Genomic DNA, 13,655 nt, shown 5'->3' on the forward strand with positions numbered 1-13,655 from the left:
CGGCGATGGCTCAGAGGAGGGCGTCGAGGGTGATCGGCAGTTCACGAAGGCGCTTTCCGGTGGCGTGGTACACAGCGTTGGAGATCGCGGGCGCGATGCCGACCAAGCCGACCTCGCCCACGCCCTTGGTTCCGGTCGCGGTGCCACGGTCGGGCTCGCCGACGAAGACCACGTCGAGCTCGGGTACGTCGGCGTTCACGGCGACGAGGTAGTCGGCGAACGTACCGTTGGCGACGCGCCCGGTGCGCGGATCGGTGACGGTGTCCTCGTACAGGGCCATGCCGATGCCGCCGACCGTCCCGCCGATGATCTGGCTCCTGGCCGTCTTCGCGTTGAGGATGCGGCCACCGTCGATCGCGGAGACCACCCGCGCGACCCGGATGAGGCCGAGGTCGGCGTCGACCCGGACCTCCACGAACTTCGCGCCGTACGCGCCGGCGAGAGACATGCCCAGATCGGTGGCGACCGGGGGAGTGCTGATCCCGTTCGCCGTGAGCTCGGGCAGCCCGTGCCGGGCGAGGATGTCGACGTACGACTCCCCGCGGTCCGGGCAGCCTGCGAGGTGGACCCGCCCACCGGTGGACTCCACGTCGTCCGGGGGCGCGCCCAACAGGGGCGAGTCGGCGTCGCCACGCGCGAGTTCCGCGACTGAGCGCACCAGCCGCCGGCAGGCATCGTGCACGGCGTTGCCCAGCGCACCGGTCAGGCCGGAGCCGCCTGCCATCATCGAGTTGGGCATGTCCGAGTCGCCCAGGTCGAAGCGGACCAGGTCCAGAGGCAGACCCAGTTCCTCGGCGGCCAGTTGGGTCATCACGGTGTACGTGCCGGTGCCCATGTCGGTCGCCGCACTGCGCACCAGCGCGCTGCCGTCGCCGTTGACGGTGGCCTGCGCCGCGCAGGGCTGCGCGAAGTAGGGGAACAGCGCGCTCGCCATGCCGTAGCCGACGAGCCAGTTCCCGTCGCGCATGGAGCGCGGCTCGGGGTTCCGGTCGGACCAGCCGAAGCGCCGGGCACCGGCCTCGTAGCACTCCAGGAGCGCCTTGCCGGACCAGGGCAGACCGTTGCGCGGGTCGACGTCCGTGTAGTTGCGCAACCGCAGCTCCAGGGGGTCCATGTGCAGGGCGTAGGCCAGTTCGTCGAGCGCCGACTCCAGCGCGAAGTTGCCCTGAGCCTCGGCCGGGGCGCGCATGGACGTCGGTGCGGAGACGTTGATCCGTGCCTGCCGGTCCCGCGTGATCACGTTGGGGCACCGGTAGGCGAAGGCGGTTGCCGAGGCGAACGGCTCGAAGTCGTCGCCCTCCATGCTCAGGGAGCTGAGGCTGCGGTGGTCGAGGGCGACCAGTTCGCCGTCGCGCGTGGCACCGACACCGAGCCACTGCACGCCGCTGGGGCGGTGCCCGACCGAGGTGAACATCTGCGGTCGGGTCAGGACCAGCTTGACCGGGCGGTTCAGCACCCGGGCGGCCATGGCGGTCAGGATCACGTGCGGCCACACGCGCAGTCCGGCGCCGAAGCCCCCGCCGACATAGGGCACCAGGACCCGCACGGAACTCTCGGGGATACCGAAGACCATGGCGAGGGTGGTGCGGACCATCGACGGCCACTGGCTGGTGTCGTGGACGGTGAGAGTGTCGCCCTCCCACGCGGCGAGGGTCGCGAACAGCCCGAGCGGGTTGTGGGTGTTGTCCGCCGTGGTGTACATGGCGCGGAGGGTCACCTCCGCGGTCTCCAGTGCCGCGGCGGCGTCGCCGCGCGAGTGGTCCATCCTCCACGGGTCGACGAGTTGCTCGGCCCGGGGGTCCTGGAGGTCCAACAGCGGCTCCGCGGCCTCGTAGTCGGCTCGTACCAGGCGTGCCGCGGCGGTGGCCTGCTCCGGGGTCTCGGCCACCACGAAGGCGATGTGCTGTCCGTGGTGGAGGATCCGGTCGCTCCGCAGTGGTGCGGGCGTCGGCCCCCCGAGCACCGTCGTCGGTCCCGTTGCGACCTCCGGGGCGTTCTCGTGGGTGAGTACGGAGATCACGCCCGGGGAGCTCTCGGCGGCCTCGGTGTGCATGCGGACGATCCGGCCTGCGGCGATGGTGCTCTGCACCACGGCGCCGTAGGCCTGGCCGGGGACGCTGAAGTCCATGGGGTACGGGGCGGTGCCGGTGACCTTGCGCGGGCCGTCGACCCGGCTGATGCCCGCGCCGACCAGCGGCCGGCTCTCGACGGTGCTCATGCGGTCACTCCCGACACTGTCTGCAGTTGGCGCGTCAGTGTGCGCCGGGCGAGCGGCACCTTGAACGCCGTACCCGGGACGGTCCAGGCCTCGCGCATCGTGGCCTCGGCCGCGTCCTGGAACGTGGCCGTCGTGGCCGGCGCGTCGGTCAGCACGTGCTCGGCCTCGTAGGCCCGCCAGGGCTTCGACCCCACCCCGCCCAGCCCGACCCGGGCCTGGCGGATCGTGCCGTCGTCCACGACGAGCAGCACCGCGGCCGAGGTGAGGGCGAACTCGTACGACATCCGGTCGCGGACCTTGAGGTAGCCCGACCGGGCGGCCGGCGACGGCAGCGGGATCTCGACCTCGGTGATCAGCTCGGCGTGCTCCAGGACGTTCTCGCGCTCGGGGCTTTCGTCGGCCGTCAGGTAGAACTCCGTCAGCGGGACGGTCCGACGCCTCGACACCCCCTGGATGTGGACGACCGCGTCCAGCGCCACCAAGGCGACGGCGAGGTCGGAGGCGTGCAGCGCGATGCACCGCTCGCTCACGCCGAGCACGGCGTGCATACGCGCCACGCCGTCCACCGCGGCACAGCCGGAGCCCGGGGTGCGCTTGTTGCACTCGACGACCGTCGGGTCGCGGAAGTAGCGGCAACGGGTGCGCTGCAGCAGGTTGCCCCCGATGGTGGCCATGTTGCGCAGCTGCACCGACGCGCCCAGCAGCAGGGACTCCCGCACCATGGGCAGCCGCTCGACCACCGTGGCGTCGGCGGCCAGCTCCTCCATGCTGGCGAGCGCCCCCACGTGGAGGGACTCGCCGCGGCGCTCGATGCCATGCAGCGGGAGCCGGGTGATGTCGATCAACCGCGGCGGCTCCAGGACCCCGTCCTTCATCAGGTCGAGCTGCGTCGTGCCGCCCGCCAGGCAGGACGCAGCCGGGTCGTCCGCCAGCAGCTGTACCGCCTCCTGGGTGTCGGTGGCCCGTACGTAGTCAAAGCCGCGCATCGGGACCTCCCCCGGACGCCGCCTCGCGAATCGCGGCCACGATGTTGGGATAGGCACCGCACCGGCACAGGTTGCCGCTCATGAACTCCCGGATCTCCTCATCGGATCCGGCCCGGCCCTCGGCCATCAGCGCAACGGCGGACATGATCTGCCCCGGCGTGCAGAAGCCGCACTGGAAGCCGTCGTGCTCCATGAACGCCTTCTGCACCGGATGCGGCCCGTCGGCGCCGGAGACGCCCTCGATGGTGGTGATCGCCCGGCCCTCGGCCTGCGCCGCCAGGGTCAGGCAGGACAGCACTCTCCTACCGTCCAGGTGGACCGTGCACGCGCCGCAGGCACCCTGGTCGCAGCCCTTCTTCGTGCCCACCAGGCCCAGCCGGTCCCGCAGGGCGTCCAGCAAGGTGACCCGGGTGTCCAGGCGCAGGGTGTATGACCGGCCATTGACTGTGAGTGTCACGACCCGCTCGGTGACCACGGGACGCTCGTCCACGTCCCGTTTGCTCGCCACGTCCCTCATCGCGTCCTCCTCGGGACGGGTCGGATACGACTCAAGCCCCTCCGGGGGCGGATCCGGTGAGTTGGTTCGTCAGGCGCCACGAAAGGCGGGATCAACCTTTTGATGTCAATACATCCGCCTTTCTCCCCAATATACGCTGAACAGGCGTTCCGGCACGGGGCACCGGCCCGTCTCCACCCCGGCCGCTCCCAAAGACGGATGTGCCGATGGCCCAGCGAAACGGGGGCTGCCGGCTACGCGGTGAAGCGCACGCTCGTCACACCGGGCCCGGGTCCTGCCTCTGGCCGAGTTCGCGGCGGCACGACGTGGCCTCTCGCTCCGTGCAGCACACTGCTGATGCTCGGCCAACTCGGCATACAGGGCCTAAAGTTAACCTTCCGCGCGCGAGATTTCCGACGCGCTCGCCTGGAACATAGCGGCCGGCCTGAACCGCGTCCTGCCGTTCGTCAACCGAGAGTCACCTCGCACCGATGGCTTACGCACGCCGTCCCCGGGGTGATCTTGAGCCGCAGCCTGCGGCCGGTTTCCAGGACCTGAACGGACGGGTCGCTCTCGACGACGCGACGCACAGGCCGGTCCCAGATGATCTCCACCGGGGCGCCGGAGCGGGGCGGCTCGCTGACGCACAGTGTGGCGCTGCGCCCCCGACGGCGCAACAGGACCGCGGCGGGCGCGGAGACGGTGAGCGGGCCCGCCGATCCGGCCTGCCAGAAGGTGGCGGCGGTCAGCCCTAGGCGGTCGATGGCGACGGCCTGGCGGGTGCTGTCGTTCGCGAGGATCCGCAGCCAGTCGCGCTCGGCCGCCCGCTCGGCCACGGCGCGTCGGGTGGCGCCCGGCATCAGGACGTAGGCGTACGAACCCGCCACCGGGTCGGTGCCGTGGTCGAGCCACAGGGTCTGCCAGCGGCGGGTGCGGCGCTCGGTGGAGCTGGTGGTGTTGATGTCGGACCAGGCGCCCGTGCGGTCCTCCCGCAGAGTGCGCAGTTCGGCGCCGCCCGGCAGGACCCAGCCTCCGTGCCCTTCGAGATGGGCCCACCGGGGCCGCGGCCGGTCGTCGACGGCGAAGGCCTGGGTGCCGCCCTCGCCGAGGTTGCGGTTGTCGACGATCGTCTCGACGGGCACGCCGTCCGTGGCGGTGATTCCGGCCCCGAGGCAGACGATCGCGTCGTCGGCGCAGAACCACGCCTTGCGGGCTTGAAGCGTGGAGCCGAGGCCTTTGACGTGCTGGCCCAGGGCGGAGAGCTCGCCGTCGGTGACGCCGCCGACCCACTGCACGGCGGGCCGGGACGCGCCCCACTCGCCGCCCGCCCGATCGGCAAGTCGCTTGGTGGAGACGGTGGTTCCAGGCAGCCGGCACCAGTCGACGGTCGGCCAGAACCAGTCCGTGTACTGGTCGCTGCGGGCGCCCGTGGCCCACCAGGTGAGCATCCCGGCGCCGGTGTGCCAGCCGCGCGGGTTCTCGCCGTTTCCGCACTCGTAGTAGGCGATCCGCTCGGAGGACATCGAGGTGTTCGCGGCGAAGGCGGGCCTGCGGTGGACGGCGCGGTCCATGGCGGCGAAGAGGCGGTGCTCGACGGGCTCCGGAGCCGCCGCCACCGCCGAGTCGGCGACCGCGTGCAGCCGGGACAGGTCCGCGACGCCGAACTGCGGCGCGCTGAGGAGCGGGGTGACCGTGTCCCGGGCGATCCAGCCCTTGATGCGCCCGTACCAGCGCTCGCGCTCGGCCGCGCTCGCGCCACCCGCGAGCAGCGCCATCGCGGCGATGATGCCCTGCCCGTGGAAGTGGTCGCTGCGCATGATGTGCTGATCGTCGCTCAGCAGATAACCCCGGCTGATGGCACGGCCGTTGACGCTGTCCATCACCAGGCCGTCGAAGATCAGCGGGGCGTAGGCGTGCTCGACGCTGTCGAGGATGATCTGGCGGCCCGGGTCGGTGACGGCCCAGGTCGACCCGGCGAGCAGCGCGAAGAGCCGCCCGAGCCCGTCGAGCATGACCTGTCCGTAGGTGCCCGAGTACGCGATCCAGGTGTGCTGGATGAATGATCCGTCGGTGTACAGCCCGTCGCCCTTGGTGACGTACGGGAAGACCGGCGAGAGCGCGTCGCGGGCGAGCGCGATCTTCTCCGGGGCCCGGCCGAGGATGCCGCGCAGCGCCACGGAGCGGCACAGGTCGACTCGGTTGGCGCCGGTGGAGGTGCCGGTGTAGTCGCCGAGCATGGAGTCGGGGACGAAGTGGTCGACGGCGGCGAAGGCGGCGCCGCGCTGGGCCTCGGTGAGGTGGTCGTACAGCGTGGCCACGATGTCCATCAGAAGGCGCGGGCTGCCGATCTGCCACTCCCACCAGTTGCCGTAGCGGGTGGTCGAGGAGTTGTAGACCGTGGCCGTGAGGTGGTCGAGGCCGCGCAGGATGTCCGCGAGGAGCCTGGCGTCGCCGGTCAGGCCGGTGCCCTGCTGCGCATACGCCTGGGCCATTGTCCACAGCCTGCTGTAGCTCTGGGTGATGCCGGCGGGCGGGTCGAAGGCATAGCCGGGCCACAGGGAGTTCGCGGCGGGCGCCATGGTGGCGCGGAAGTCGCTCGCGAGGCCGCCGGTCTCTCGGAGCCGGGACGCGTAGGGCTCGGCGGTCGCGTCGTAGCCGGTACCGAGGGCGATCTCCAGCCAGCGCTGTCGCAGCGTGTCGTACTCGTCGGCCTGAGGCGCGGCGGTCGCCGGACCGGGCGCGGTGAGCGAGGGAGCCGCGCCGGCAGCCACGGCCGCGGCGATCAGGAACGTACGGCGGTTCGGAGTCATGAACATGCCCTATCAGCCGACGGAAAGCGCTGTCTACGGGCCGGACGGAAGGTCGACTCTACGGCGTTCGGGATCAATGGAATCGTGGTTGGCGCTGAGATTGTTCTCGAGTCACCTCCGTGCCCGCTCAGCTGGTGTGGCGGATCCGAAAGCGATCGGGTTCCGCCGGATCTCGATCAACGACTTGGATGGGCGTCCCAGCCCATTGCCACACGCTGATGCCCGGCGTGCGGGAGAACTGGATCTGCCCGCGGGTGCCTTCGACTGCAACGCGCGGCCAGGATTCGGCAGTGCGCGCCCGGTCCGTGCCGTGAGAACGCAGCACGTCGGCGAGGACGGTGATCGTGTCGTAGCCCTCGAAGGCGACGAAGGAGGGCGCTTCGGCCAGCCGCTCACGCAGGGCCGTCTCGACTCGTGCACCGAGTGGGCTGAGGCGCTCGGGCAGGTAGCGCAGGAACGGGATCGCGGCGCCGTCGTCGCCCAGCAGCGTCGCCCACTCGGTGAACTCCGGTTGCCCGGCCGGGGCACCGATCATGATCTCGGCGAGGCGCCGGTCGCGGCGGACGGACTTGACGATCGACACGGCCGGCTCCGGGTGGCCGACCAGAAGTAGGAGGGCTGTCGCGCGATTGCCGACGAGTTCGTCGCACACGGCCGCGGGGGCGAGCGCGCGCAGGTCGAGTTCGATGACGGTGCCGCCGCGTGGAGCGAGGTAGTCCCGCAGAATGCGGGTCCCGGATGCCCAGTAGACACTCGACTCGGCTGCTACGGCGATTCGACTGTGGCCCGCGCTGAGGAGGAAGTCTGCGTAGATCTGCCAGCCGCGGGACTGCGCCGGAGCGAGGCGCGCGACCCATTGCGTCGGCTGCTCGGTGAGCGCGTCGAGAACCGCTGACGAGCAGAGGAACGGCAGACCGAGGGCGTCGGCTCGGGTGGCGGCGGCGCGAGCGACGACGCTGTGATACTCCCCAACCAAGGCAGCCACGCCCAGGCGAGCCAATTCCTCTACGGCCGCCGCGGCCCTCTGCGGATCGGCCGCTGTGTCTCGGACCACCAACTCCAGTGGTCTTCCGACGATGCCGCCGGCGTCATTGACTTCGCGAACGGCCAACTCGAGTCCAGCGAGCAAGTGCCGGCCTGCCCCGACCCAGCCAGGCCGAGTGAGCGGAACGAGAGCGCCGATGCGCACGGATGATCCGTCAGTCCGCTCCGCTCCAGGTGGTGATGGTGGCGTATTCATACGCTGGAGTCTCCCGAGTGACGATTCGGACGATTCGGCTGCAGTGTGTCCGGATCGCGGAGTGGCAAGGCCCGGTAGTACGCGTTCATCTCATCTCGCCGTGGCGGGCGCACCTGGGTGACCATGCCAGACATTGCATCCACCACCAGCGCCGACAGGCAACCGATTATGCGTTCGCTGAGCTGTCGGGATCAAGAGACCTTGGCGGGCTCAAGCGGTCGGCGCGTCACCGCTGTTCAGGCGGTCGGCGGCGGATTGCGTCCTCGATGTGGGCGAGTTGGACGGCGAGGATCTCGTCGAACGCGGCGCGGCGGTCTGCCCCGAGAGGGCGGACGTCGCGGGCGAAGTGGGCCAGGGCGGGGAAGCGTTCGGGGTCGGCGCCCAGTACCGCGACCCGGAACAGCTCCATGCCCTGTTCGTGCTCCTCGGGGGTGATGGTGCTGACCCCGGCCTCGGAGGCGATCAACGCGGCGAGCAGGACCGCGATCCGGTGGTAGCGCGCCGGGATCTCCTCGTCGGGCAGTCCCGACGCTCGTAGGGCCTGCAGCACCTCTTCCATGACCAGCCGGGAACCGGTGCCGCCTGATGCATAGCGTCCCCAGATCGCGGCGAGCTGGGGCTGCCGGCCGAAGGCCTCTCTCACGCGCAGAGCCAGGGTGATGATGCGCTGCTTCCAGTCACCCTCGGGGCGGTAGCCGTCCATGGCGGCCAGGAGGATCCGGTCGGCGACCGCCCGCAGCAGTTCTGTCTTGCTGCGGAAATGCCGGTAGAGGCTGGAGGAATCGGTCCCGAGGGTCGCGGCGAGCTTGCGAACGCTGAACGACTCCGCGTCGCTCGTGCGCAGCAGCTCCGCCGCCGCATCCAGGATCTCCTCTGTCGACCAGCGCCTTCGGCCTGCCATCTCACTCCTCTCGCCGGTTCTCAGCCTATCTTATGCACTTGGTGTTGCACGCACCGCGTGCATAATGGGGACATGAGCGTGCCGAGGGGCCGGGCAGCAGGCTGGTCGGCGTGCCACTCGTGCCCTGTTACCCGCATCGGGCCACCGACGTGAAGCTCATCCCGGGGAATACGAAAGGACGCATGCTGTGAGGAATCCACTGGATCCCGCGGAGCTGAGCGCCGCCATGGAAGACGTCCACCGCGCAGGGATGCCGGGCCTGTTCGCCGAGGTGCGTGACGGCGACCAGGTCTGGCGCGGCGCCGCCGGGGTCGCCGATGTCGCCACCGGTCGCCCCGTCACCACCGACATGCGGCACCGCGTCGGCAGCATCACCAAGACCTTCACCGCCGCCGCGGTTCTGCAGCAGGTCGAGAGCGGTCGGATCGGACTCGACACGCCGATCGGCCGGTACCTTCCGAGGCTGGTTCCCGGGGAACGCGGTGACGCGATCACGGTCCGGATGCTGATCAACCACACCAGCGGCCTCGCCGAGTACCTCCCTTGTGCCTACCCCTCCCTCAAGGCGTTTCCCGCCCTCGCGGACACCGGGCCCCAGAGCCTGGACGACAACCGGCTCACGCGGTTTCACCCCACCGAACTGATCGAGATGGGGGTCACCGCACCTGCCGTCGGCGCCCCGGGCGGCACTCCGGGGGTGTACTCCAACACCAACTACCTGCTCCTCGGCGAAATCCTGGAACAGGTAACCGGCACAACGGCCGAGCGGTACATCACCCGGAACGTCATCGAGCGCGCCGGACTCCGGGACACCGAACTCCCCACCGAACCGTACGTCGACGGGCCGCACTCGCAGATCTACGAGGCATGGTTCGGCATGATCGACCCCCCGCGCGACTACAGCGTCTACGACATGTCATGGGTGGGGCCGGCGGGCTCGCTGATATCGACCGTCACGGACCTCAACCGCTTCTTCCGCAAACTCCTGGCCGGCGAGATCGTCAGCCCGTCGTCGCTGGCGCAGATGCAACGCACCGTCCCGGTCGTCTCTCAAGAAGGAAAGACGATCGACTACGGCCTCGGCATGCACCCGATGGAGACTCCCGGGCAGGGTACCTTCTGGGGCCACGGAGGCACGGTCTGGGGTGCTGGAGCACTGGCCATGACCCGTGCCGACGGCAAGCGACAGATGGCCGTCGCGGTGAACCTCCAGAGGTGGAACAGGCTCGACTCCTCGGGCAAGCCGCAGCTCCATCCCATCGACGACGCGCTCGCGGCCCTCTACCGCGTGGCGATGTACGGCTGACCGAGCCGGAGAGAGGCGCTTTCCTTGTGCGGGTGGCCCGCCTTGTCATAGACGTGTGCGTCAAGTTGCCGGGCGTCGGGCCGACGAGCGTCTTCCATGGCCCACAAGTGCCTTCAACCTCGGGTGAGTTGGATGATGCTGTGTCGGGTCGGCGGCCGCGCTCACCGCGATCCCGTGTCACTCGCACGTCGGACCTGAACAACTGACGAACAGTCGGAGACGATCGCCGCTGGCCCCGCCGAATCGCCCGGCGGGTCCGTACTGTCGGCCTCGTGGGATGGCTCGAAATCACCTTCACGGCCGCCGGCCTGGTGCTTGGCGTCGTCTCCATCGTCACGCCGTTCATCGCCGACCGGCGGGCCCGGCGCAGCAGACGCATCGGCTTCCGCAAGCAGATGGACATCGCGATAGGCCACAACGGCCAGGCAGGCGGGGTGGACCCGCGCCTCGGCCTCTTCAACGACCTGCCCACGATGCGCGATGCCACCCTCGTCCTGCTGCGCATCGAGAACGACGGATCGCGGCACGTCGAAGAATCCGACTACATCGACCCTTCGGCGCAGTACGGGCTCACCGCGGAGTTCCCGGGACGGCGCATTCAGGCGCAGGACGTCACGCTGCCCGATGAACATGCCAATCTGATGGGCTACTTCGAGAACCAGCCCGGCCTGTTCGTCGCGGGCCCGAGCACCCTGCGCATCCCGCGCGTCCCGCTCAAGCCGGGTGCCCACTACAAGATCCTGGTGCTCCTGACGGGCGGCGTGGAGGGCGCTCCGGTCGTCGTCACCGGCGACATCAAGGACGGCACGCTCCACGAGAACCACAGCCTGACGCCCGATGAGAAGCCACCGGTGTTCAGCAAGCAGGCCCGCTGGACCACCGTCGTCCTCGGCCTCGCGCTGATCGTGGCGGCTACCCTGCCGCTCGTTGTGCCGGGCCCGCTGCCCGACGACTGCGAGACGGGCAGCCTCAGGCTCACCGGTTCGACGGCGTTCGCGCCGGTGATGAACGAACTGGCACAGAAGTACCGGGACCACTGCGGCGGAAAGCCGGACATCACGGTCGCCACCTACGGCAGCCGCACCGGAGTACGTGAACTTGCCCTGTCCGGGGGCCGGCGCCAGCAGGGCGCGCCGGTGATCGCCTTCTCGGACGGCCCGCGCCCGGCGAGCTACACCCAGCTCAGCGAGAGCCGCATCGCGGTCTCCCTGTTCACGCTGGTCGTGCACGACGACGTGCGCCTGACGAACCTGCCCGTGGCCGACGTACGCCGTCTCTACCGGGGCGAGATCCGTAACTGGTCGCAGCTCGACGGCCCCGACCTGCCCGTCGTCCTGGTCAGCCGCACCTCTGGCTCCGGCACCCGCTCCGCCCTGATCAGCCGCGTCCTGGGCGGCGCGGACGAACCGCCCGCGTCGTCGGACGACTGCGTCAACCGTACGGTTCGCAGCACGCCGGTGCTGCGCTGCGAACTCGACTCGACGGAGCAGGTCCTCGCCACCGTGGCCCGCACACCGGGCGCGATCGGCTACAGCGAGCTGCGCGCCGCCTCCGCTCCAGAGCGGCCGAAGGGGCTGCACCGTCTCAAACTGGACGGGCACGCCCCCGACCTGGACCGCCTCGAGTCGAGCGGCTATCCGTACCGCGAAATCGAGTACGCCTACACCTACGGCCATCCCCCCGCCGATTCGCTGGCCTCCAGCTTCCTCGCGTACGCCGTCGACAACGGAACCGGCAAGGGCGTGGTCGCCACCCACGGCCATCTCCCGTGTGGAACACCCGTGGGACTGCGGGTCTGCGGCGCGGCCGACTGAACCTCGCGCGCCTGCGTAGTTCGGCCGGCCGCTCCGTCGGGATACCCAGAAGACCCGGGTGGGGTTCGATGCGCCGGAAGGATCAATCCGAACCCGGGGCAGATCTGTGTCGTAGGGCTTCCGGGACGGATTTTCGCTGGTCGGTCCAGTACCAGGCTTGGGCGTAGGTGAGGATGTCGACGGAGTCGGACGCAAGCGGCAGGTTGTTGCCGTGACCGAGCACGAGAGGGATCTCGGGCAGCCTGAGGCGGAACTGATGAGCCATTCCGGGGCCGGGTGCTGGCTCAACCGAGGCGGCGACCTCAGGCCAACTCCGCCTTCTACAGCATCGCGCTTGCCCGCCTGCGCTGGGACACCCGCACCCGCGACTACGCAGAGCGCCGCACCGTCGAGGTCAAGACCCGCCGTGAAGCCATCCGCTGCTTCAAGCGCTACGTCGCACGAGAGGTCTACCAGACGATCAGCCCGACCAAGTGCAATGCAAGGTCAGCAAGTTGACACCCATAGGGGCATCAAGCTCGCGGTCCGCTACGAGGCGACCGTTCTCGTCGCGGCCATCAACGAATGGCTGTGACCAGGGTCGTTGTGAAAGTGGGCAGGTGGCTTGTGGAGTTCGGGGTGTTCAGGGGTTGATGGTGTGTTCGGTGAACTGGCCGCAGGAGCGGAATCCCAGGCGGTGGTAGACGGGCTCGCCGTCGGTGGACGCCTGCAGGACCGCGATGTGGTGGTTTCGGTCGCGGGCCGTGTGGAGTGCGGCAAGTGTGATGACACCGCCGTAGCCGCGTCGGCGGTGGGCGGCCAGGGTGCAGATGTTGTAGATCCCGGCAACCCCCGCGTGATGAAACACTTCGGCCGAGCAGACCGGAAGGCCGTCTACGTAGCCGACCAGGTAACGGGCCGGACAGTGCGCGGCCAGGGCCTGCGGGGCGGCCTGGCTGAAGAAGCGGCGGACGGTGTCAGCAGGTGGGGTCCAGTTCGCGGCGAGAACCGCGGCGTAGTCGGCGAGCTGTTCTGGCGTGGCCACCGTCTGGATGTCCAGTCCTGGGGCGGCGGGCAGCGGCAGGGTGTCGTCCAACTCGGCCCACATCGCCGTCTCGCGTTCGGATGCTGGCAGACCAGCCGCCGTCAGGCGGGCGGTGAGGTCCGGTGGCCTCGAGGCGGGCCCCACCCACCAGGAGAAGCGGCGGCCGGTGCGAGCCAGTGTCCGGGCGGTCTCGGTGATACGTGCCGTAGCGGTGGTGACGGTGAAGCGGGCCGCGGCAACGATGTTGAACGTGTCGTCGTCCAGGCTGCTGTCGGCGACTAGGAGGTCATCAGTCTCTGTAATGGTCGCACCGCTCATGCTCCGATGCAGGTGACAGGCATGTTCCGCCAGATTCTGCTCCATCCTGTCCGTCAAGTCGGCGTCATTGAGGAAATGAACATTCATAACGAATGATCCCAGCATGACTGGGCGCAGGTTGCACGTGATTTTGGATCGCTCGCCGACGGTGTCACGTCGGCGACCAGCACAGCCGACAACGTCGAGCTCGCCTACACGCCGACCAACAGCTCCTGGCTGAACCGGATCGAGGCCCGACGAACGCCTCCGCGACGTCGTGAACAGGGCGAACGTTGCCTGATGCGGCACTAGTCAGCGGGCGTCGCGGGCACTGCAGGCAGGCTCTCGCGCAGGCTGTCGAGCAGTACTCGGGCTGCGGGGCTCGCGGGGCCGGCGGCCCGCCAGGCGAGGGCGATACGGGCGCGGATCCCGGGACGGATCATGCTGGTTTGGGGACCCAGGGGAGCCGGTGTGGCTTTCATGACGCTGCCGACCATGGCTTGGGAGGCTTGGCCGCCCGGCTCCCCACGACGACTCGGCCGCCAATTGGGAAGTGCGAACAA

At 69.7% G+C, this 13,655-nt stretch carries 10 protein-coding genes and 2 pseudogenes; 4 read left to right on the forward strand and 8 right to left on the reverse strand.

Annotation, left to right across the window (positions count from 1 at the left end; genetic code table 11):
* Positions 1-10: 10 nt before the first annotated feature.
* The 6 genes from ABZ818_RS30825 to ABZ818_RS30850 form a co-directional block, all read right to left on the reverse strand.
* Complete coding sequence (locus ABZ818_RS30825) at positions 11-2,218, reverse strand: xanthine dehydrogenase family protein molybdopterin-binding subunit (protein ID WP_361421761.1); 2,208 nt, start codon at positions 2,216-2,218, stop codon at positions 11-13.
* Complete coding sequence (locus tag ABZ818_RS30830) at positions 2,215-3,204, reverse strand: xanthine dehydrogenase family protein subunit M (RefSeq protein WP_361421764.1); 990 nt, start codon at positions 3,202-3,204, stop codon at positions 2,215-2,217. The genes ABZ818_RS30825 and ABZ818_RS30830 overlap by 4 nt, the downstream gene beginning before the upstream one ends.
* Positions 3,191-3,721, reverse strand: a complete 531-nt coding sequence (locus ABZ818_RS30835; protein WP_361421767.1) for a (2Fe-2S)-binding protein — start codon at positions 3,719-3,721, stop codon at positions 3,191-3,193. Before ABZ818_RS30835 ends, ABZ818_RS30830 begins: the two co-directional genes overlap by 14 nt.
* Before the next feature lie 446 nt (positions 3,722-4,167).
* On the reverse strand, positions 4,168-6,510 hold the full coding sequence (locus ABZ818_RS30840) for a polysaccharide lyase 8 family protein (protein WP_361421770.1): 2,343 nt from the start codon (positions 6,508-6,510) through the stop codon (positions 4,168-4,170).
* Positions 6,511-6,637: 127 nt separating this feature from the next.
* Entirely contained in the window at positions 6,638-7,750 is a 1,113-nt protein-coding gene (locus ABZ818_RS30845) for an ABC transporter substrate-binding protein (protein WP_361421773.1), read from the reverse strand.
* A gap of 226 nt (positions 7,751-7,976) precedes the next feature.
* Positions 7,977-8,651 (reverse strand): TetR/AcrR family transcriptional regulator, encoded by a 675-nt coding sequence (locus tag ABZ818_RS30850; RefSeq protein ID WP_361421776.1) that lies wholly within the window; start codon positions 8,649-8,651, stop codon positions 7,977-7,979.
* A 187-nt stretch (positions 8,652-8,838) separates the two neighbouring features.
* Between ABZ818_RS30850 and ABZ818_RS30855 the strand changes: the two genes are divergently transcribed.
* Both ABZ818_RS30855 and ABZ818_RS30860 read left to right on the forward strand, forming a co-directional pair.
* Positions 8,839-9,957 carry a serine hydrolase domain-containing protein gene (locus ABZ818_RS30855; RefSeq protein WP_361421779.1) on the forward strand — a complete coding sequence of 373 codons (1,119 nt, stop codon included), beginning with the start codon at positions 8,839-8,841 and terminating at the stop codon, positions 9,955-9,957.
* A 272-nt stretch (positions 9,958-10,229) separates the two neighbouring features.
* Positions 10,230-11,771: a substrate-binding domain-containing protein gene (locus ABZ818_RS30860; RefSeq protein ID WP_361421782.1), complete on the forward strand. Its 1,542-nt coding sequence runs from the start codon at positions 10,230-10,232 to the stop codon at positions 11,769-11,771.
* A gap of 109 nt (positions 11,772-11,880) precedes the next feature.
* On the opposite strand, the pseudogene ABZ818_RS30865 reads toward ABZ818_RS30860, so the two are convergent.
* Positions 11,881-12,063, reverse strand: a pseudogene (locus tag ABZ818_RS30865) (SAM-dependent methyltransferase); the annotation flags it as partial.
* Here ABZ818_RS30865 and ABZ818_RS30870 point away from each other — a divergent pair.
* Entirely contained in the window at positions 12,048-12,269 is a 222-nt protein-coding gene (locus tag ABZ818_RS30870; protein ID WP_361421785.1) for a hypothetical protein, read from the forward strand. The pseudogene ABZ818_RS30865 and the gene ABZ818_RS30870 overlap by 16 nt on opposite strands.
* A 124-nt stretch (positions 12,270-12,393) precedes the next feature.
* On the opposite strand, the gene ABZ818_RS30875 is transcribed toward ABZ818_RS30870, so the two are convergent.
* Positions 12,394-13,158 carry a GNAT family N-acetyltransferase gene (locus ABZ818_RS30875; protein WP_361421803.1) on the reverse strand — a complete coding sequence of 255 codons (765 nt, stop codon included), beginning with the start codon at positions 13,156-13,158 and terminating at the stop codon, positions 12,394-12,396.
* A gap of 126 nt (positions 13,159-13,284) precedes the next feature.
* Here ABZ818_RS30875 and ABZ818_RS30880 point away from each other — a divergent pair.
* A pseudogene (locus ABZ818_RS30880) lies at positions 13,285-13,356 on the forward strand (transposase); the annotation flags it as partial.
* Positions 13,357-13,655 lie beyond the last annotated feature (299 nt).

This window comes from Streptomyces sp. NPDC047453 (assembly GCF_040643155.1).
Taxonomy (GTDB): domain Bacteria; phylum Actinomycetota; class Actinomycetes; order Streptomycetales; family Streptomycetaceae; genus Streptomyces.

What these genes read in the sequence shown, in the direction of transcription:
- ABZ818_RS30825 (WP_361421761.1), bottom strand. Translation starts at nt 2,218, where the DNA reads ATGAGCACCGTCGAGAGCCGGCCGCTGGTCGGCGCGGGCATCAGCCGG.
- ABZ818_RS30830 (WP_361421764.1), bottom strand. Translation starts at nt 3,204, where the DNA reads ATGCGCGGCTTTGACTACGTACGGGCCACCGACACCCAGGAGGCGGTA.
- ABZ818_RS30835 (WP_361421767.1), bottom strand. Translation starts at nt 3,721, where the DNA reads ATGAGGGACGTGGCGAGCAAACGGGACGTGGACGAGCGTCCCGTGGTC.
- ABZ818_RS30840 (WP_361421770.1), bottom strand. Translation starts at nt 6,510, where the DNA reads ATGACTCCGAACCGCCGTACGTTCCTGATCGCCGCGGCCGTGGCTGCC.
- ABZ818_RS30845 (WP_361421773.1), bottom strand. Translation starts at nt 7,750, where the DNA reads ATGAATACGCCACCATCACCACCTGGAGCGGAGCGGACTGACGGATCA.
- ABZ818_RS30850 (WP_361421776.1), bottom strand. Translation starts at nt 8,651, where the DNA reads ATGGCAGGCCGAAGGCGCTGGTCGACAGAGGAGATCCTGGATGCGGCG.
- ABZ818_RS30875 (WP_361421803.1), bottom strand. Translation starts at nt 13,158, where the DNA reads ATGGAGCAGAATCTGGCGGAACATGCCTGTCACCTGCATCGGAGCATG.